21 protein-coding genes are annotated in these 18,164 nt (G+C 58.2%); 11 read left to right on the forward strand and 10 right to left on the reverse strand.

Annotated features, from left to right (window positions below; genetic code table 11):
* Nucleotides 1–74 precede the first annotated feature (74 nt).
* The 3 genes from ACW9JC_RS12285 (at nt 75) to ppnP (ending at nt 3,003) form a co-directional block, all read left to right on the forward strand.
* On the forward strand, nt 75–2,036 hold the full coding sequence (locus ACW9JC_RS12285; protein ID WP_457455164.1) for an acetyl/propionyl/methylcrotonyl-CoA carboxylase subunit alpha: 1,962 nt from the start codon (nt 75–77) through the stop codon (nt 2,034–2,036).
* A 70-nt stretch (nt 2,037–2,106) separates the two neighbouring features.
* Nucleotides 2,107–2,649, forward strand: a complete 543-nt coding sequence (locus ACW9JC_RS12290; protein ID WP_457455165.1) for an exonuclease domain-containing protein — start codon at nt 2,107–2,109, stop codon at nt 2,647–2,649.
* 69 nt (nt 2,650–2,718) lie between these two features.
* Nucleotides 2,719–3,003: a pyrimidine/purine nucleoside phosphorylase gene (gene ppnP, locus ACW9JC_RS12295; RefSeq protein ID WP_338582189.1), complete on the forward strand. Its 285-nt coding sequence runs from the start codon at nt 2,719–2,721 to the stop codon at nt 3,001–3,003.
* A gap of 72 nt (nt 3,004–3,075) precedes the next feature.
* Here ppnP and ACW9JC_RS12300 read toward each other — a convergent pair whose 3' ends face one another.
* Both ACW9JC_RS12300 and ACW9JC_RS12305 read right to left on the reverse strand, forming a co-directional pair.
* Entirely contained in the window at nt 3,076–3,882 is an 807-nt protein-coding gene (locus ACW9JC_RS12300) for an MOSC domain-containing protein (RefSeq protein WP_457455166.1), read from the reverse strand.
* A gap of 176 nt (nt 3,883–4,058) precedes the next feature.
* On the reverse strand, nt 4,059–4,994 hold the full coding sequence (locus ACW9JC_RS12305; RefSeq protein ID WP_338582191.1) for a chemotaxis protein CheV: 936 nt from the start codon (nt 4,992–4,994) through the stop codon (nt 4,059–4,061).
* Between the two features lie 469 nt (nt 4,995–5,463).
* Between ACW9JC_RS12305 and ACW9JC_RS12310 the strand changes: the two genes are divergently transcribed.
* The 3 genes from ACW9JC_RS12310 to ACW9JC_RS12320 all read left to right on the forward strand — a co-directional run bounded on the left by ACW9JC_RS12310 (nt 5,464) and on the right by ACW9JC_RS12320 (nt 7,967).
* A complete protein-coding gene (locus ACW9JC_RS12310) occupies nt 5,464–5,934 on the forward strand; it encodes a hypothetical protein (protein ID WP_338582193.1) in 471 nt (156 codons plus the stop codon).
* Between the two features lie 486 nt (nt 5,935–6,420).
* Complete coding sequence (locus tag ACW9JC_RS12315) at nt 6,421–7,314, forward strand: sensor histidine kinase (RefSeq protein WP_416130044.1); 894 nt, start codon at nt 6,421–6,423, stop codon at nt 7,312–7,314.
* Nucleotides 7,311–7,967, forward strand: a complete 657-nt coding sequence (locus tag ACW9JC_RS12320; RefSeq protein ID WP_457455167.1) for a response regulator — start codon at nt 7,311–7,313, stop codon at nt 7,965–7,967. Before ACW9JC_RS12315 ends, ACW9JC_RS12320 begins: the two co-directional genes overlap by 4 nt.
* Here the strand turns inward: ACW9JC_RS12320 and yegS are convergent.
* Nucleotides 7,951–8,868, reverse strand: coding sequence for a lipid kinase YegS (gene yegS / locus ACW9JC_RS12325; protein WP_457455168.1), 918 nt, complete (start codon nt 8,866–8,868; stop codon nt 7,951–7,953). The genes ACW9JC_RS12320 and yegS overlap by 17 nt on opposite strands.
* A gap of 223 nt (nt 8,869–9,091) precedes the next feature.
* Between yegS and ACW9JC_RS12330 the strand changes: the two genes are divergently transcribed.
* The gene (locus ACW9JC_RS12330) at nt 9,092–9,403 is read left to right on the forward strand and encodes a hypothetical protein (RefSeq protein WP_448108806.1); all 312 of its coding nucleotides are present in this window, start codon (nt 9,092–9,094) and stop codon (nt 9,401–9,403) included.
* A gap of 62 nt (nt 9,404–9,465) precedes the next feature.
* On the opposite strand, the gene ACW9JC_RS12335 is transcribed toward ACW9JC_RS12330, so the two are convergent.
* Complete coding sequence (locus tag ACW9JC_RS12335; protein WP_457455169.1) at nt 9,466–10,692, reverse strand: molybdopterin molybdotransferase MoeA; 1,227 nt, start codon at nt 10,690–10,692, stop codon at nt 9,466–9,468.
* Nucleotides 10,676–11,215 (reverse strand): molybdenum cofactor biosynthesis protein B, encoded by a 540-nt coding sequence (moaB, locus tag ACW9JC_RS12340; RefSeq protein ID WP_150703763.1) that lies wholly within the window; start codon nt 11,213–11,215, stop codon nt 10,676–10,678. The genes ACW9JC_RS12335 and moaB overlap by 17 nt, the downstream gene beginning before the upstream one ends.
* 81 nt (nt 11,216–11,296) lie before the next feature.
* Between moaB and mobA the strand changes: the two genes are divergently transcribed.
* Together mobA and ACW9JC_RS12350 are read left to right on the forward strand one after the other, a co-directional pair.
* Complete coding sequence (gene mobA, locus ACW9JC_RS12345) at nt 11,297–11,899, forward strand: molybdenum cofactor guanylyltransferase MobA (RefSeq protein WP_457455170.1); 603 nt, start codon at nt 11,297–11,299, stop codon at nt 11,897–11,899.
* 77 nt (nt 11,900–11,976) lie between these two features.
* Nucleotides 11,977–12,198, forward strand: coding sequence for a YgdI/YgdR family lipoprotein (locus tag ACW9JC_RS12350; RefSeq protein WP_008055112.1), 222 nt, complete (start codon nt 11,977–11,979; stop codon nt 12,196–12,198).
* 69 nt (nt 12,199–12,267) lie between these two features.
* On the opposite strand, the gene ACW9JC_RS12355 is transcribed toward ACW9JC_RS12350, so the two are convergent.
* From ACW9JC_RS12355 to ACW9JC_RS12370, 4 genes are all read right to left on the reverse strand, one after another.
* Nucleotides 12,268–12,546, reverse strand: a complete 279-nt coding sequence (locus tag ACW9JC_RS12355; protein WP_338582209.1) for a hypothetical protein — start codon at nt 12,544–12,546, stop codon at nt 12,268–12,270.
* Nucleotides 12,547–12,709: 163 nt separating this feature from the next.
* Nucleotides 12,710–13,600: a pseudouridine synthase gene (locus ACW9JC_RS12360; RefSeq protein WP_457455171.1), complete on the reverse strand. Its 891-nt coding sequence runs from the start codon at nt 13,598–13,600 to the stop codon at nt 12,710–12,712.
* A gap of 71 nt (nt 13,601–13,671) precedes the next feature.
* Nucleotides 13,672–13,989, reverse strand: a complete 318-nt coding sequence (locus tag ACW9JC_RS12365) for a transcriptional regulator (protein WP_338582212.1) — start codon at nt 13,987–13,989, stop codon at nt 13,672–13,674.
* A 166-nt stretch (nt 13,990–14,155) separates the two neighbouring features.
* A complete protein-coding gene (locus ACW9JC_RS12370) occupies nt 14,156–14,392 on the reverse strand; it encodes a glutaredoxin family protein (protein ID WP_457455172.1) in 237 nt (78 codons plus the stop codon).
* Nucleotides 14,393–14,599: 207 nt separating this feature from the next.
* On the opposite strand from ACW9JC_RS12370, the gene ACW9JC_RS12375 reads away from it, so the two are divergent.
* Nucleotides 14,600–16,312, forward strand: a complete 1,713-nt coding sequence (locus ACW9JC_RS12375) for a cation:proton antiporter (RefSeq protein ID WP_457455173.1) — start codon at nt 14,600–14,602, stop codon at nt 16,310–16,312.
* Between the two features lies 1 nt (nt 16,313).
* Here the strand turns inward: ACW9JC_RS12375 and ACW9JC_RS12380 are convergent, their stop codons facing one another.
* Complete coding sequence (locus ACW9JC_RS12380) at nt 16,314–17,522, reverse strand: ammonium transporter (RefSeq protein WP_457455174.1); 1,209 nt, start codon at nt 17,520–17,522, stop codon at nt 16,314–16,316.
* Nucleotides 17,523–17,848: 326 nt separating this feature from the next.
* On the opposite strand from ACW9JC_RS12380, the gene ACW9JC_RS12385 reads away from it, so the two are divergent.
* Nucleotides 17,849–18,163, forward strand: a complete 315-nt coding sequence (locus ACW9JC_RS12385; protein ID WP_338582217.1) for a DUF883 family protein — start codon at nt 17,849–17,851, stop codon at nt 18,161–18,163.
* Nucleotide 18,164 lies beyond the last annotated feature (1 nt).

Consider the following 18,164-nt stretch of genomic DNA (forward strand, 5'->3'; position numbering starts at 1 on the left):
GCGATAAACCTGTGGGAGCTGGCTTGCCAGCGATGAGGCCATCAAATTCACCGCAACAACGCAGGGAATAGAACATGCCCGGATTCCACAAGATCCTCATCGCCAACCGCGGTGAAATCGCCTGCCGCATCCAGCGCACCGCCCAGGCGCTGGGCTATCGCACCGTCGCCGTGTTCAGCGACGCCGATGCCGATGCACTGCATGTGCAGATGGCCGACGAAGCCGTGCGTATCGGCGCGGCCCCGGTGCAACAGTCTTACCTGAATATCCCGGCGATCATCGATGCGGCCCGGCGTACCGGCGCGGATGCGATCCATCCGGGCTACGGTTTTCTCTCGGAAAACGCCGGGTTCGCCCTCGCCTGCCAACAGGCCGGCATAACCTTCATCGGCCCCAGCCCGGAAGCCATCGAACTGATGGGCAGCAAACGCCTGTCGAAAATTGCCATGCTCGAAGCGGGCGTGCCGTGCATCAAAGGCTATCAAGGCGCCGAACAGGATGACGCGACCTTGAGCCGCGAAGCCGAACGCATTGGCTACCCATTGATGATCAAGGCCAGCGCCGGCGGTGGCGGGCGCGGCATGCGCCTTGTACACGATGCCAGCCATTTGCTTGAGCAAATCCGCACCGCACGCTCCGAAGCCCTGCACGGTTTTGGCAGTGATGAACTGATCCTCGAACAGGCATTGATCGATCCACGGCATGTCGAGGTTCAGTTGTTCGGCGACCAGCACGGCAACCTGATCTACCTCGGCGAACGCGATTGCTCGATCCAGCGCCGCCACCAAAAAGTCATCGAAGAAGCGCCCTGCCCGGTGATGACTTCCGAGTTGCGCCAGGCCATGGGCGAAGCGGCGCTCAAGGCCGGGCGTGCGGTGAATTATGTGGGTGCGGGCACTGTGGAATTCCTGCTGGATACACACGGGCAGTTTTACTTCCTGGAGATGAACACCCGCTTGCAAGTGGAACACCCGGTCACCGAACTGATCACCGGCCTGGACCTGGTGGCCTGGCAACTGAACATCGCCGAAGGGCAACCGCTGCCGCTGCGTCAGGAGCAGGTGCAGCTCACCGGTCACGCCATGGAAGTGCGCGTGTACGCCGAAGATCCGGCACAGGGTTTTCTACCGCAAACCGGACACATCTCAGCCTGGGAGCCAGCGCTGAAAGGTGGCGTGCGCATCGACCACGGCTTGATCGAAGGTCAGCACGTCAGCCCCTTCTACGACCCGATGCTCGGCAAGATCATCGCTCACGGCGCCACCCGCGAAGAGGCCCGGCGCAAGCTGCTGCGGGCGGTGCAGGACAGCGAGTTGCTGGGGGTGCAAAGCAATCAGCGCCTGCTCGCCAGCCTGCTGCAACATCCACAATTCATCAGCGGCGAATTCAGCACTGGATTCATCGCGCAGCATTTCGCCGATCATACGTGTCTGCACCTTCATGTGCCCAGCGCTGAAGAACTGGCTATTGCTGCCGCCCTGCTCTATCAGGCCTCGGCTAAGGCGCACCGCGGCTCGCTGGCCGGCTGGCGCAACAACGCCAGTGTGCCGTTGAGTTATTGCCTCGGCCTGGAGGAACAGGAGTGGTCGGTGGCGTTGAACGCGGTGCCGGGCGAGGCCTATCGGGTTCAAGCCGTCGGCCGCGAGCTGGAGCTGCGCGTGATCGAGTGCGACGGGCGCAGGGCCACCCTGGAAATCGATGGCATCCGCCAACGACATGCCTATCGATTGGAGGCCGGGCGGCTGTGCCTGTTTACCCGACCGGGCAGCCTGCGACTGGAGGACCGGACCCAGGCTTTGGTCAACATTCAGTCCAGTGTCAGCAGCGGTACCCTCAAGGCGCCGATGGATGGTGCGATTGTCGACGTGCTGGTCAGTGAGGGAAGCACTGTCAGCAAAGGCCAGTTGCTGGTGGTGCTGGAGGCCATGAAAATGGAGCATCCGCTCAAGTCGGGCATCGACGGCGTACTCAAGCGCTTGCAGGTGCAGGTCGGTGATCAGGTAAAGAATCGTCAGATTTTGTTGGAGGTTGAATAAGCCGCTAGGCGGATCCGCCGGGTTTGGCTACGCTCAGACCTATCAGGACGCGGATACCAGGAAACCTGCGATGCCTCATTGGCTGGTCATTGATCTGGAAGCCACCACCGATGAGGGTGGTTGGCCGATAACGGAAATGGAAATCATCGAAATCGGCGCCACCCTGGTGGACCGCAAAGGGCGCGAAGTGGACCACTTCCAACGCTTCGTCCGGCCGTTGCGCAGGCCATTGCTGACTCCGTTTTGCCGGGAGCTGACGCACATCACCCAAGCCAACATCGATAACGCCCAACCCCTTGGCGAAGTCTGGCCGGTATTCGAGCGCTGGATTGGCCAACATCACGGCCGCCTTGAAGGCTGGGCCAGTTGGGGCGATTACGATCGCAAACAGTTGCTCCAGGAATGGCAGCGCCTGCAACTCGACAGCGTCCTCAGTCGGGTCCAGCACATTAATCTCAAACAACGCTTCGCCAAGGCCCGGCGACTGGAGCGCCCGCTGGGGCTCAATGGCGCCCTGCAACTGGCCGGTTTGCAGTTCACCGGCCAGCAACACCGGGCGCTGGAAGATGCGCGCAATACCGCACGGCTGCTACCGCTGGTTCTGCCGCTTTAGACAGGTGACGCCAACAAAGGCCTTGTGCATACTGGCCGGCCCTTTTTAGCCCTTTTCGAGGAATCGCCCATGTTTAAAGTCAACGAGTACTTCGACGGCACCGTCAAGTCGATCGCCTTTGGCACCGCTGAAGGTCCGGCGACCATCGGCGTCATGGCACCGGGCGAATACGAATTCGGCACCGCCCAGCGCGAAATCATGCACGTTGTGTCCGGCGCCCTGACCGTCAAGCTGCCGGACAGCACTGACTGGGAAACCTTCGCCGCCGGCAGCCAGTTCAACGTGCCTGCCAACAGCAAATTCCAGCTGAAAGTGGCCGTCGAGACTGCTTACCTGTGCGAATACCGCGGCTAAAACCCTGGGTTTTCACAGCGCAAAAAAATGCCCGTGTCCTTGGACACGGGCATTTTTCATTGTGCGGGGCAGTTATTCGAGGATTTCTACCGGCATCCCCACTTCCAACCGGCCGTTGCTGTCATTGACCAGGTTCTGGCCGAACATCGCGCCGTCCTCAGTGGAGCGGTGCTTCTGCAAGCTGGCAAAAGGTTCGCGATCGTGGCTACGTTCACCGGTTTGCGGGTCGATCGTCGTCAAAATACAGCGCGAACACGACTTGACCACTCGGAACTCGACATCGCCGATGCGTATGCGTTTCCAGCCATCCTCGGCGTAGGCTTCGCTGCCTTCGATCACCAGGTTGGGTCGAAAGCGCAGCATTTCCATTGGCCGACCGACTTTCTGTGAAATATCCTCGAGTGAAGCCTGGCCGATCAGTAACAACGGGAAGCCATCGGCGAAGGCAACCTGATCATCATCCTTGCCGAAGCCCGACTGTGTGATCCGCGCGCGGTCCAGCGGCACTTGCACCAGACGCGTGGGTTTACCGATGAACTCACTGACCCAGGCGCCCGCCGCATCGCCGGCATCCGGCACACGCAGAGTGTCGCGCCAGATGGTCACGCCGCGCAGTTCGGCGTCGCTGCCGGGTAATGCAATATCGATTGGCGAATGACCTGGCGCGCTGAGCGTCAGGCCGCCCTCGGCATTCCACAACGCCGACAACTGGCTCATCTGCGCCACCGCGCGCTGGGTCAGGAAACGCCCGCTGGCCTCGTCCACCAGCATCCAGCGTCGATCACCGTCCAGCCCCAGCTTGTCGAGACCGACTTGTTGCAGGACCTCGCCCTTGCCGGATTTCAACGGATAACGATAAAGCGCGCTCAGACGCAGCATGACCAGCTCCCTGTGGGCAAAAACGTCACCCTATACGAGCTTGATCGGCGAATCAAAGAGCAAAGACACTTGTAGGAGCGAGCCTGATCGCGAAGAACGTCCGGATAACGTTAAGTCAGACAGCACGCGTTATCGTTGACGTCCATCGCGAGCAGGCTCGCTCCTACAGGGATAGATCAGGCTGGAACCGCATCGAGCATCAGGCGCTGGCGCACCACGTCGACGAGTTTGTCCGGCTGGAATTTGGAGAGGAAGTTGTCGCAGCCGACCTTCTTGACCATCGAATCGTTGAAGCTGCCGGACAGCGACGTGTGCAGCACCACATACAAGCCACGCAGGCGCGGATCGTTGCGGATTTCGGTGGTCAGGCGATAGCCATCCATCTCCGGCATTTCCGCGTCGGTGAAGACCATCAGCAGTTTGTCGGTCATGTTCACGCCCGTGTCGGCCCAGGCCTTGAGCATGTTCAAGGCCTTCAAACCATCGCTGGCGATGTGCATCTTCACGCCCAACTGACCCAGGGTATCGCGCAATTGCGCCAGGGCCACGTTGGAGTCATCCACCAGCAGCACTTCACGGCCACGGGCGCGTTCCAGTACCGGATCGTCGAGTTTGTCGCGGGATACCTTGGCGTTATATGGGACGATCTCGGCCAGGACTTTTTCCACGTCGATGATTTCCACCAACTGATCGTCGACCTTGCTGATGGCGGTCAGGTAGTGCTGGCGACCGGCGCTAGCCGGCGGCGGCAGAATCGCTTCCCAGTTCATGTTGACGATACGGTCGACGCCACCGACCAGGAAGGCCTGCACGGAACGGTTGTACTCGGTGACGATAATCGTACTGTTCGGGCCCGGCACCAGCGGACGCATACCGATGGCCTGGGACAGGTCGATCACCGGCAGGGTCTGGCCACGCAGGTTGACCACGCCGCACACAAACGGATGACGCTGCGGCATCAGGGTCAACTTCGGCAATTGCAGCACTTCCTGCACTTTAAATACGTTGATCGCGAACAATTGCCGTCCAGCGAGACGGAACATGAGAATTTCCAGGCGATTCTCACCCACCAGTTGCGTACGTTGGTCTACCGTATCGAGAATGCCAGCCATCAATGACTCCTGGGCTTGTACTGATGAATTCACTAGATAGAGGGTTATCGGCTGGTTTTGCCAGACCTTGACCCCCTCTAAAATGCCACGCTCAAACATTGATGTCACATTAACATCATGCTTTACTGGCGTTGTGATTTCATCTGCTACAGTCTCTGCGTCGCGACCATAGTTTGCGCAATAGGTTCCGCTGCGTAAGGGATTCCCCTAGTAACAATCAGGCACAACCTGATATTCGCAATATCCAATAGCCATTAATGTGACGCCATTCTCATTGCATGAATGGAGTCAGGCTTTTGTGTGCGATCGCAGGTCAGTGGCCATCCACCCCCTCAACAAGTAGTTCCCCCTCCTGTATCCAGGCTGGCCGGAACGCGATCTCACGACGAAACGGTTACGTCGGGACGCCTGTCGTCCTCGTCGACACACACGACATCCCCTCATTAGTCATGACGTTGTGGAGATAAGCATGCCAAACAATCGTACAGAGTGGGCAAAGCGGGTCCCGGAGTTTCTCGTCGAAGCCGAATTGCTCTTGGCGAAAACCGAGGAATGCCTCAGCCATTTGCAACTGATCAGCAATGACAAGGACGCCATCGACTGCATGCTCAGTACTCTCCTGAGACTGGCCAGCAAGGCGGATGCCCTTGCGCTGGCAGCCGTTTCGGAGTTCTCGCTGCACATTCATGGCCTGCTCAACCACGCGCAGAATCACATGGACCTGCACGACCAGGCCCTGGGTGCGCTGAAAGATTGCCTGACTTTGATCGCCTGGCAACTTGAACTGATCGACCAGAACACCGGCCAGCTGAGCCTGGATGAAAGTGAACAGACCATACTGATCGAAGCCTTTGCCTTCCAGGTCGGCCAAACTCAGTATCAACTCCCGGTTAATTCCAAACCGTTCACACTCGTTCCCTATATGGAGCGGCAGGCTTAATCCACATTCTACGGGTCACGATTGCGCGACATATTGAGCACGCGCATGTCGCAATTGAACTCCGCATATCAATTAACGACAACCGCGAATAAACAACCTATTCCTTTCGGCATTTGATTGCTTGTCTTGACCAGGGTTTTTCCTGGTATTAAAAGACAAGAACCAAGGGAAACCGACATCTCTCCCACGACAAAAACCACACTTTTTCCAATGTGGAAATAACGTCCAGAATGCCTTGCATCCTGACTCCCGGGACATATATCGCATGCGCGACCAACGGTATCTTAAGTGGTATTATGCCGCCCATTAGTTGGCGTCAATTAATGGCAATTTGATTGCCACGGCCACAGTCGTTCAAGTTCCAGACTGAATTTCTTATACAGAAATTGTGCAGTGTTGAAGTCGATGTACAACATTACAAAACAGAGACCCGTCAGCCAGCATGACCGGTCTGCCCGCAGCGAACCTCCATTGGCTCCATCCGCTATGTACGCCAGCCTCAAGTCAATCGCCACGTGGCCACCGTCCCGAGAAAATGCGCGACGGTTCACGCTTTTGTTATGTGCCTGCTCTACGCTCGGCTGCCTGCTGGTCTATAGCCTTTCCACTCAACTGCCACTGGCTCTGCTGGCGATCAATATCGCGGCCTTGAGCTGTGTCTGGGTGCAATATCGGCTGTCGCGCAAGTCAATCAAGTTTCAACCCCAGGAGCTGGCCGATCGCTTGCTCGAAGTCCAGGAAAACGAACGTCACCGCCTCAGCCGGGAACTGCATGACGACATCGGCCAGTTGCTGACCGCTGCCAAACTTCAGAGTGACTGGCTCAAACGCCGAATGCCGGAAGAACTCCAGGGGCAATGCTCGGTACTGTGTGACACCCTGGAGGAAACCCTCGCCAAAGTCCGCGACGTGTCGGCCATCCTCAATCCGCGGCAATTGACCAGCCTCGGACTGGAAGCCAGTCTGCGTGCGCATTTGCTCAAGACGCTGGCCAATACTTCCGTGCATTGGAGCCTGGACTGCCATCAACGCCTGACCGGGATTCCGGAAGAAATGGCCGTTGCGGCGTTTCGCATTACCCAAGAGGCGGTCACCAATATTCTCAGGCATGCCGAAGCGAAGAATCTGCTGGTCTGCCTGCAACGGTTGCCCCAGGGTCTGACATTATCGATTAGTGACGACGGTCAGGGTTTCGCGCCAGCCACGGACCCGGGTCGAGAGGGACAACGGGGAATGGCCGGGATGTCGGAGCGGATCGCTCAACTGGGCGGCACATTGACGGTTACCAGTGAACCGGGCAAAGGTACTCAAATCGAAGCTCTCTTCCCCTGGGCGCCTCGCGCGCTCGAACGGGCCAGTACGAATAAGGTTATGCATTGACTTGTAACTTACTTCTGGTGGATGACCACTCGCTGATCAGGGCTGGCGTGCGCGCCCTGGTGCTGGATATTCCTGGCTACGCGGTCATCGGCGAGGCCAATGACGGCTCGCAGTTGCTCGCCATGGTCGAGCGCCTGTCCCCAGACATAGTGCTGCTGGATATTTCCATGAAGCAGACCGGTGGCCTTGAAGCTCTACAGCAACTCAAACGGGTCCGCCCGCAGAGCAAGGTCCTCATCCTGTCGATGCATACCGACCCGGCACTCATCATGCAGGCGCTCGAATCCGGGGCTCATGGCTATTTGCTCAAGGACACCACCGCCACTGAACTGGAACATGCGCTGGAAGCCTTGCGTAATAACGAACGCTACCTGAGCCCTGCCATTGCCCATACGGTCATCACCCAGGCGCTGACCCGGACCCAGAAAAACCCCGACCCCGCAGACTCGCACAACCTGACGGCCCGCCAGCTGGAAATCCTGCGCTTGATCGTTCGCGGAAAATCCACCCGGGAAATCGCCAACGGCCTGGGCTTGAGCGTCAAGACGGTCGAAACCCATCGCTCGCAGATCATGAAGCGCCTGCAAATCTACGATGTTGCAGGCCTGGTGTTGTTCGCCGTGCGCGAGCAGATCATCAGTCTGGACGACTGACAGTTCCTGTCGCACTCAACAGCGGCGAGCCTTCGGGCAAATGCACCAGCAGTGCCGCCGGCCGCGCCGAGAACCGCAGGTTGTCACCCTCGAGCGGTTCACCATCGAGGTTGATATAGAGGCCCTCGGAAGCCTTGATCTCGACCCATGGCAGTCGAGCCCGCACGAACATGTTGTCGATACCGAAACCATCGGCCAACAGGTTTTTCAGGGTGCCGACCACTTCCTGCGGCGCGGGCAAAATGCTGATATCGAGCAAACCGTCGTCCGCCAGTGCCTGCGGGCATAACACATGGCCGCCACCCGCCTGCCGACCATTACCGATGCCCAGGGCCAGCAGATCTCCACTCCAGTGAAAATCCGGCCCCTGCAACTCGCCATACGCCGCATGCAGTTCGCTGAAGCGTGACAAACCGGTGAACAGATACGCTGCACCGCCAAGCACCTTTTTCAACTCCTCGGAGGTATTGGCCGTGACCTGACTGCCAAAACCGCCCGTGGCCATGTTCAGGAAAACCTGCCCGCCGACCTCCCCCAAATCAATCGGACTCGGCACAACATCCAGAAGATCCAGTGCTTGAGCAGGCTCCAGTGGAACGCCCGCGGCACGTGCGAAATCGTTGGCGGTTCCCAAGGGCATCAGCACCAGGCTGGCTCCCGTGGAATGCGCCGCCATAGCCTCGGCAATATCTCGCAATGTACCGTCACCACCACCGGCGACGATCTGTCTGTAACCTGCCGCCAACGCTTCTTCTACCAGCCGCTGTGCGTCGCCGGCCTCCCAGGTCAGCCGGACAGCCAGTTCCCATCCCTGTGCGCGCTTGCTTTCGACGGCGGCACGGACCTCTTCGTTGAGCGCCTGCTTGCCATGCAGAATCAACAGCGCCTTGCACTCGCTCATGGTTTATCACTCCCGGTATTGAATGGCGTACGGGAGATGTTGACCTCGTCGCACCCGCAAAAAGTCGCAAGAAGTTGAATTATTTCCGGCTGGGCAGCCTTGACTACTACATGGAGCGATTTTTCTTACAAATCGTGAGGAATCGGCTCAATTGACCAATAAGGGGGATTGGTACACTTTGGCACTTGGGTTTTTCAGTGATAAGCAAACACAAGGATGTGCCATGCAAAGCCATGATCTCAGGTTACCGGTGACTCCGGTCGTGCCGCTCGCAGAGAAGCGGACCAATCATCAAGCCGAATTCAGAAACAGCGCAAAAACCAAAGGAGAAGTCGATATGGAACCTCGCGTCATTGAGCTGGAAACACACCTCAAATACATCCGCAGGGACATGGAAGAAGTAAGAACCGACGTCAAATCCATCAAACACAGGCTCGCCTATTCCGCTGGCGGAACGGCCGTCGTGCTCGGGCTTCTAGGCTGGATTGCCAATAGCCGTTTCGACCAGCTCGTAACGCTGCTCCTGGCTCATTGATCCGTCATCTCGCCAAACCCGGTTGGATCAACCGGGCCTGCGTGACAAGCCAGCTAAAAAGGTCAGTCCAGCACTTCACTCAGCGGAATGAAGTAAACGCCGTCACCTGCAACCAGTGTGCGATTTTCCAGCACTTCAACCAGCCCATCGGCCCACGCGGCACTGCGCAACACACCGGAACTCTGGTTTTTGTAGATGATGGCCTGGCCATTTTCCAGTCGACCGCGCAAGTATTCACGTCGATTGCCGGCGATGGGCCAGTCAAATCCTGCCGGCACCTGTACCTTCAGCGGCTCCACCTGTTTGACGCCCTGACGACGCAAAATATAAGGCCTGGCCAACAGGGCGAAGGTCACTAGAGTCGATGCCGGATTACCGGGTAAGCCAATCACCGGTACCCCACGAAAATGTCCAAATGTCAGGGGCTTGCCGGGTTTGATGGCGAGCTTCCACAAACTCAGCTCCCCTTCCTCCCGCAAGGCAATACCGAGAAAGTCAGCCTCGCCCACCGATACACCACCGGTAGAGAGAATCAGATCGACATTCTGCAAGTCACCCAGTCGTGCTCGCGTGGTTTCCAGATTATCCGGAAGAATCCCGGCGTCGATCACTTCACAACCCAACCGCTGCAACCAACTGCAGAGCAAAACGCGGTTGCTGTTATAGATCTGTCCTGGCCCAAGCGGCTGACCTGGCTCAATCAACTCATCCCCGGTGGACAGAACCGCAACGCGCACCTTGCGAATCACCTCCAGTTCGGCACACCCAAGCGAGGCAGCCAGACCTTGTTCAATCGGCCCCAAACGGGTTCCGGCCGGCAAGATCAGTTCACCGACCGTGGTTTCCTGGCCTTGTGGACGAATGTTCTGCCCAAGGCTCAAGGGCTCGGTGAAACGTACGCGTTCATCCGCCTGCACTTCGGCGTTTTCCTGCATCTCGACACAATCGGCCCCGGCGGGAACAGGCGCACCCGTGAAGATTCGAGCACACGTACCCGGCTTCAAAGGTTCAGGTGCCTGCCCGGCAAAGATCTTCTGGCTGACGACCAATGGCTCTGCGGTCCAGTCAGCCATGCGCAAGGCATAACCGTCCATGGCGCTGTTCGGCCAGGGTGGCAAATCGAGGGTCGACACCAGATCATCGGCCAGGACACGCCCCTCGACGCGCGCCAGCGGCAGGCGCTCACGTTCGACAATCCTTGAGCTATCAGCCATTTCCAGCAAACGTGCCAGCGCCACCTCGACCGGCATCAGGCTCCCGGACTTGCCTGGCTTACCCGCGGGATTCACAGGGAGCCGCCTGTTTCAGATGAGTCACGAAATTGCAGGGGCGATGCCGCGAATCCAATTGCTCGCCAAGAATGCCGTCCCACCCGGTGCGTACGGCATTGGTCGAGCCCGGCAAACAGCAAACCAGCGTGCCGTTGGCCAAACCTGCCAAGGCGCGCGATTGCACGGTCGAGGTGCCAATGTCCGCTACCGAGATCTGCCGGAACAGCTCACCAAAACCATCGACTTGCTTGTCGAGCAGACAACTCACGGCTTCCGGCGTGCTATCGCGTCCGGTGAAACCGGTGCCGCCAGTGATCAGCACCACCTGTACGACATCGTCGGCAATCCAGTTGGCGACTTGCGCGCGAATTTTGTAGAGGTCATCTTTAAGCAACACCCGGGAAGCCAGGTTATGGCCGGCAGCCGTCAAGCGGTCAACGAAGACCTGGCCGGAGGTATCGGTTTCCAGGGTACGGGTGTCGCTGACCGTCAGCACTGCAATGTTGAGCGGCGCGAAAGGTACATCAGCCTTGGCTTTCATAGGCTCGTCCAGTTGTAGGAGAAACAGCCCGGTGTTATATCACAGCGCCCCCATTTTTCGCCGCCCCCACGGAGACGAGCCATGAATCCGAGTTCACATTTACCACCCTGCTCCATTCTCCTCCTGGCGGGCGGACGCGGCCAACGCATGGGCGGTCAGGACAAAGGGTTGGTGGAATGGCACGGCGAGCCGCTGATTGCACATCTGCATCGCAAGGCTCGCCCGCTGAGCGATGACCTGATTATCTCCTGCAACCGCAACCTGGAAAAATACGCGCCCTACGCCGATCAATTGGTTCATGACGACGAAGGCGACTTTCCGGGGCCATTGGCAGGCATTCGTGCAGGCCTGAAAGCGGCTCGCCATACCCACTTGCTGGTCTTGCCCTGCGACGTGCCGCGCATCGATGAAGCACTGCTCACCAGCATGCTCGAAACCGCCAACCAGCATCCCGACAAACCGTTGATGTTGCGCCATGACGAACATTGGGAGCCCTTGTTGTGCGTGATTCCCGTGGCACTTCGCGACGACTTCGAAAGCGCATGGAGCGACGGTGAACGCAGTCCGGGCCGACTCATGCGCAAGCTGGGTGCAACTGCGCTACAGTGCCCTGACAACGATCCGCGCCTGGCCAACCTGAACACGCCGGAACTGTTAAGCGAACACAACACTGTGTCAGACTGAAGGCACCCGAGGAACTTGCACGTGCTGCACACGTCTGAAGTTCAGTAACCAAAGAATTCATTTTCGGAGACACACCCATGACTCAACGGACCCTGGCCACTTTCATGCTCGCACTGGGCCTCGCTACCCTCGCCGGTTGCGCATCGCCTACAGTGATCACCTTGAATGACGGTCGCGAAATCCAGGCCGTCGACACGCCAAACTATGACAAGGATTCGGGCTTCTACGAATTCGAACAACTGGATGGCAAACAAACCCGCATCAACAAGGATCAGGTTCGTACCGTTAAAGAGTTGTAATCTTCGCGGCGACACCGGATACAAAAATGCCCCGACTTGTCGGGGCATTTGCTTTTCTGACACCGCAGCTTACGGGTTAGGTTCTTTCGCAAGCTTGTCCACCCGGGTCAATGCCTGGGTGGCTTCGGTGATGCATTTTTTGTCGTCGTTCGCTGCGTTGGCCGCTTCCGCGCTGGCCTGCATCCGTTTGACTTCCATGGTGGTGTTTTCGGACGTGGCCGGCAGGGTAGTAACCTTGTCCCTTAGCTCCTGGAGCTTGATCGTACAAAGGTCATGGTCTGCAGCAAACACGGGATTGGCCAACATTGCAGCGCAAATGAACATTCCAGCGAAAACGGTACGTTTCATGGGTATCTCCTTGCTTGGAAGGACTCGGAGCCGCCGAATGATCTGGCTGGCCTGCCGAGGACTTTGAACGCCACGTTCGTGGGGCCTGTTCAAATGACTACTAACCTGACCACAAATTCGATTTTTTCTAACAATGCGCTCGCGCAGACAACCACGCTCTTGATCACCACTGTAGGCTGATCGTGCTCTCGAACTCTCTTTCCTGCCCCGTGACGGGGTCCACGAACTTTAGCCCTTGCGCCAGCAACTTCAATGGATTGGCGTAATCATCTTCCACATCCTTGAGCACCCGAGGATAAAACGGGTCGTTGCAAATGCTCGCGCCCAACGCTGTCATGTGCACCCGCAACTGATGTTTCTTGCCCGTCACCGGGTAAAGGCCATAACGCCAGAGATCGCCGTTCCTCTCCCTGACCTCGACAGCCGTTTCGGTGTTGCTGGCGCCCGGCCCTTCCTGCATACGGAAGAAAGGTTCACCGTCAATGAGTCGACTTTTATGAACTAATGGAAACGAGAGCTCCGGCAATGCTCGTGCAATGGCCTCGTAGCGTTTTTCGATCTGCCGTGTAGGAAACAACGACTGGTACGCCGAACGGCTTTGAGGATTGGCGGAAAACAGCACCAGCCCCGCAGTATGCCGATCAATGCGGTGCAAGGGCACCAGATGCGGATTATCCAGGCGACGGATCAGCCGCCTCAGCAGGGTCTGTTCAACGTACTCACCCGCCGGCGTCACCGGCAGAAAATGCGGTTTGTCCGCCACCACCAGATGCTCGTCCGCGTACAGGATCGACTCCACCACCGGGATCGGCTTTTCGTCCGGCACTTCCCGAAAGTAGTGAATGCGCAGCCCTTCCTTGTAAGGCAGATCGAGGGCGATTGGCGCCCCTTGCCCATCAAGCACGCGGCCACGCGCGATTCTGTCCAGCCATTGTTCACGGCCAATGGCGCTGAAGTGCTCGCACAGGCAATCGAGTACGGTCTGCCACGAACCAGGCGGCAAGTAGAGTGTGCTGGCCTGGCTATGTGCGGCAGAAAAAGGTGAAGTGGACATACGAAAGCTCTAACCCTCAATGCAGAGCGGCATTATCCAACAGCGAGGGGAACGAACCTAGCGGAGAATCCTCAGGCTGGTATCTGTTTGCGCGCCGCCGCCTCGGTGTACTCCTTGAGCCAGCGCAGCACATCGACCGCCTCCCAGCGCCCCGGGTCATACAACGCGTACAACAACCCCTGGTAGCCCACGACATCCAGTTGCCGGTGATAGCCTGCACGCTGAAACAAAGCTTCGATTTCAGCGAAACAGGTATTGAAATGCAGTTTGTTGAAAGGCGTTTTGCCTTCGGTAACCAGACCGTCCAGACGCAACTCGAGGACAGCCTCGCGTACCACGTCAACCGACATTCGGTTCACGCTGCTCTTCAATTGTTCGACGTTGACCACGATTCATCCCTCTCACGCCCGGACTTGCCTGCCCATCCTCTGAAAACCGGATGACAGCGCAGCAATCCGAATAACTGTATACGCATACAGTATCCGAATCACTACGGATAAGCCAAGGGGATCAACCGTAAAGTTCGACAAACGGGAATGCCGTCATCGCAAAAGACTAACTTAGGAACGCCACCACTTCATCGGCGCCGAACGGCCAGCCCAGCTCAGCGCCGGTATCAACCCGTCGCAGCACCGGAATGCGCAGGCTGTAAGCCTCGAACCAGGTTTCGTCATCAGCGATGTCCACCAACTCCACCAGCAGACCCCGCTCGACAAACTCCATCAGCATGGCTTCGGCCACTTCACAGAGGTGGCACCCAAGGGTGCCGAACAGCTGACATTCAGGAAGCATGAGCGCTCAACCGAAAAATTTGAGTGACTATTCTAGGCCCACCCTAAAAAACCGTCGAGCCATTGAATCCTCTGACATGGAACCCATACCGACAAGGGAATGCCGAAAAACCCTGACGCACATCAGTCGCCTTCGAGACGATTTTGACCATGCTTGCGCGCTGTTTACCTCTACGCTGGAAAGGCCGAATCCATTCGCGGAGTCTTTGTGTTCGCCAACCTGTTGATCATTCTCGCCTCCTCCCTGGTGGTCATCGCACTGTTCCAGCGCCTGCGGCTGCCACCGGTATTGGGCTACCTATGCGTGGGGCTGATGGTCGGGCCGACGGCCTTCAATTGGGTCAATGAAAGCGAAGAGCTACCGGACCTTGCCGAGTTGGGAGTGGTATTCCTGCTGTTCTCTCTGGGATTGGAGTTTTCCCTGTCAAAAATGCTCGCGCTGCGCCAGGTGGTATTTGGCCTTGGCAGCTTGCAGGTGCTGAGCTGTGCGATCCTGCTGGGCGGCTTGCTGATATTGCTCGGAATGCCCATCGTGCCTGCGTTGCTGCTCGGCGCCGGGCTGTCGCTGTCGTCCACCGCAATTGTCAGCAAGGAACTGGGTAGTCTCGGTGAGATATTCAGCACTCATGGTCAGAATGCGATCGCCGTACTGCTGTTCCAGGACGTTGTAGCGGTACTGTTATTGACTCTGGTGCCGGTGTTTGCCGGCAACAGCGATCAGGTTTGGTATTGGGCACTGCCACTGACGCTGGGTAAAACAGCGGCCCTGTTTTTTGGTCTGCTCCTGGCCAGTCGCTGGCTTCTGCCGAGACTGTTTCATGAAGTGGCGGCTGCGCGCTCGGCCGAACTGTTCGTGTTGCTGGCATTGGTCATCGTACTGATGACGGCGTCCCTGACGCATATGCTCGGCCTTTCCCCGGCCTTGGGTGCTTTCCTGGCCGGCATGTTGTTGGGAGAAAGTCACTATCGGCATCAGATCGAGGCCGATTTACGCCCCTTTCGCGACATCCTGCTCGGGGTGTTTTTTGTCAGCATCGGCATGTTGATCGACCTGCGGCTGTTTACCAACCACGGCTTGCTGATTTTCGCGCTGACTTTGGGATTGCTGCTGATCAAGGGCAGCGTGGTCGCGCTTCTGGTCAAACGAAGCGGCAGCGACAGCGAAACGGCGTGGCGCAGCGGCCTGGCACTGGCTCAGGGTGGCGAGTTCTGTTTCGCATTGATGGCGCAGATGCAGCAAAACAGCCTGCTGCCCGCCGACCTTGGCGGCCTGCTGCTCGCAGCGACCTTCTGCTCGATGCTGGCCACGCCGTTACTGCTGCGCGCCGCGCCGCACATCGCAATGCGCTTGCATCACAATCCCAACGAAGAAGCGAAGCTCGAGGAAATCAGTGCCCTCAACGCCGGCCTGCGCAACCATGTGGTGATTTGCGGCTACGGTCGCGTCGGCCAGTCCATCGGCCGTTTCCTCAGTCATGAACATCAACTTTACATCGCCCTCGATAACGATCCGGTGCGGGTTCAGGAAGCGGCCGTCAGCGAAACCTGCGTGCATTACGGCGACTCACGCCGCGGCGAACTGTTGGCCGCCGTAGGGCTGGAACGTGCAAGGCTGCTGGTGATCGCCGTCGACAAGACCGACATCGCGCTGCTGATCCTCAAGGAAGCACGCCGACTCAACGCGAGCGTGCCGATTCTGGTGCGTACCCGCGATGACAGTCAGCTGGCCGAACTGAAGGCTGCCGGCGCCAGCGAAGTGGTGCCGGAATTGCTGGAATCCAGTTTGATGCTGGCCTCCCATGCGCTGATCCTGCTGGGTATGCCCCATCAGCAAGTGCAGGACCGGGTCGACCTCGTCCGGCATGATCGCTACCGCTTGCTCCACGATTTCTATCCCGGCGCTGAAGACGATGAAACCTGACTCAATCCTGGCTGACAGCACCGATCTTGTGCACCGACAAATCCGCGCCGTAATACTCTTCTTCCTGGCTAAGACGCAGACCATGGAACGCCTTGATCGCGCCATACACCGCGAAGCCTCCGGCCAAAGCAACGACCACACCCAGTGCCGTGCCGATCAACTGGCTGATCAGACTCACGCCACCCAGCCCGCCCAATGCGCTCTGGCCAAAGATGCCGCAGGCAATCCCGCCCCACACACCACACAAGCCATGCAACGGCCACACGCCCAGCACATCATCGATATGCCATTTGCCTTGCGCGGCGGTAAAGCACCAGACAAACAATGCCCCGGCGATGGCACCGGTCACCAACGCCCCCACCGGATGCATCAGATCGGAACCAGCGCAGATGGCGACAAGACCGGCCAGCGGTCCGTTGTGCAGAAACCCGGGGTCATTGCGCCCGACAATCAGGGCGGCCATGGTACCGCCGACCATGGCCATCAGCGAGTTCACCGCCACCAGCCCGCTGACGCCTTGCAGGGTTTGCGCGCTCATCACGTTGAAACCGAACCAGCCGACGATCAGGATCCACGATCCCAACGCCAGAAACGGAATGCTCGACGGCGCGAAGGCCACCAGGCGTCCTTCGCGGTATCGACCATTGCGCGGTCCCAGCAGCAGCACCGCTGCGAGCGCCAGCCAGCCGCCCATGGCGTGGACCACCACGGACCCGGCAAAATCATGGAAGCTGGCACCACAGCTTTTCAGCAACCAGGCTTGCAAACCGAAGTTGCCGTTCCAGATCATGCCTTCGAAGAACGGATAGATGAACGCCACGATCAGTGCTGTCGCGCACAGTTGCGGCACGAATCGCGCACGCTCGGCGATGCCTCCGGAAATGATCGCCGGGATCGCCGCCGCAAAGGTCAGCAGGAAGAAAAACTTCACCAGCCCGTAACCGTGATCGGCGTTGATCACCGCCGCCGGTTGCATGAAGGTCACCCCGTAGGAAATCCAATAGCCTATAAAGAAGTAAGCCAGCGTCGAAACGGCAAAGTCGCTGAGGATCTTCGACAGCGCGTTGACCTGGTTTTTTTGCCGGACCGTACCCACTTCAAGAAAGGCGAAACCGGCGTGCATGGCCAGTACCATGACCGCACCGATCAGAATGAACAACGTGTTGGAACTATGGACCAGGCTGTCCACAGCGCTTTGCAGATTTTCCATGGATTAGGCAGACCTTAAGGCGGTAAAAAAGCACCAAAGCAGTTCGCGCGGGCAATCCATGCACCAAGTTGTGACGCAACGAATCCGTTCCGTCACTCCCGATGAACCGCTTTGGCGCACAGGGTTCGTCAAGGCCAATCACGACCGAGACATTGGCTCGTGTTTTGATTGTTTGAGTTATGGTTTCAAGCAAATCATGCCCAGCAACAGCGCATGGCGCAGGCTGACGCACCACGACACAGCAAATGTTGTACCAGTCATTTGTACTGAACCTTCGCACAAGGCTCATACTCGAACGTTTCAGACGCCACTTATGGAGATCACCAATGGCCAGCACCAAGGCAAAGACTGCTCAAGAAATCCTGATGACCGACTTTCAGACCCTGGTCAGCGACACCGAACGGTTGCTGGAGCACACCGCGTCTCTTGCCGGTGATCAAGCCGATGACTTGCGCGACCAGATCCACGACAGTCTGTTGCGTGCACGGGAAACCTTGAAGCTGACCGAAGACTCCCTGCGCGAACGCGGCAAGGCCGCCGTCACGGCCACCGAAGACTATGTTCAGGCCAACCCATGGCAAGCGGTCGGGATCGCGGCCGGCGTGGGCTTTCTGATTGGCCTGCTGGCGACTCGGCGCTGAT

The organism is Pseudomonas sp. SDO5591_S426, assembly GCF_054070755.1.

Bases quoted from the DNA above. Each gene is read 5' to 3' on its own strand.
- ACW9JC_RS12300 (WP_457455166.1), bottom strand. From the start codon at position 3,882: ATGCTGCGTCTGAGCGCGCTTTATCGTTATCCGTTGAAATCCGGCAAG.
- ACW9JC_RS12360 (WP_457455171.1), bottom strand. From the start codon at position 13,600: ATGTCCACTTCACCTTTTTCTGCCGCACATAGCCAGGCCAGCACACTC.
- ACW9JC_RS12385 (WP_338582217.1), top strand. From the start codon at position 17,849: ATGGCCAGCACCAAGGCAAAGACTGCTCAAGAAATCCTGATGACCGAC.
- ACW9JC_RS12315 (WP_416130044.1), top strand. From the start codon at position 6,421: ATGTACGCCAGCCTCAAGTCAATCGCCACGTGGCCACCGTCCCGAGAA.
- ACW9JC_RS12370 (WP_457455172.1), bottom strand. From the start codon at position 14,392: ATGCTTCCTGAATGTCAGCTGTTCGGCACCCTTGGGTGCCACCTCTGT.
- yegS (WP_457455168.1), bottom strand. From the start codon at position 8,868: ATGAGCGAGTGCAAGGCGCTGTTGATTCTGCATGGCAAGCAGGCGCTC.
- ACW9JC_RS12350 (WP_008055112.1), top strand. From the start codon at position 11,977: ATGACTCAACGGACCCTGGCCACTTTCATGCTCGCACTGGGCCTCGCT.
- ACW9JC_RS12310 (WP_338582193.1), top strand. From the start codon at position 5,464: ATGCCAAACAATCGTACAGAGTGGGCAAAGCGGGTCCCGGAGTTTCTC.
- ACW9JC_RS12285 (WP_457455164.1), top strand. From the start codon at position 75: ATGCCCGGATTCCACAAGATCCTCATCGCCAACCGCGGTGAAATCGCC.
- moaB (WP_150703763.1), bottom strand. From the start codon at position 11,215: ATGAAAGCCAAGGCTGATGTACCTTTCGCGCCGCTCAACATTGCAGTG.
- ACW9JC_RS12355 (WP_338582209.1), bottom strand. From the start codon at position 12,546: ATGAAACGTACCGTTTTCGCTGGAATGTTCATTTGCGCTGCAATGTTG.
- mobA (WP_457455170.1), top strand. From the start codon at position 11,297: ATGAATCCGAGTTCACATTTACCACCCTGCTCCATTCTCCTCCTGGCG.
- ACW9JC_RS12380 (WP_457455174.1), bottom strand. From the start codon at position 17,522: ATGGAAAATCTGCAAAGCGCTGTGGACAGCCTGGTCCATAGTTCCAAC.
- ACW9JC_RS12305 (WP_338582191.1), bottom strand. From the start codon at position 4,994: ATGGCTGGCATTCTCGATACGGTAGACCAACGTACGCAACTGGTGGGT.
- ACW9JC_RS12290 (WP_457455165.1), top strand. From the start codon at position 2,107: ATGCCTCATTGGCTGGTCATTGATCTGGAAGCCACCACCGATGAGGGT.
- ppnP (WP_338582189.1), top strand. From the start codon at position 2,719: ATGTTTAAAGTCAACGAGTACTTCGACGGCACCGTCAAGTCGATCGCC.
- ACW9JC_RS12330 (WP_448108806.1), top strand. From the start codon at position 9,092: ATGCAAAGCCATGATCTCAGGTTACCGGTGACTCCGGTCGTGCCGCTC.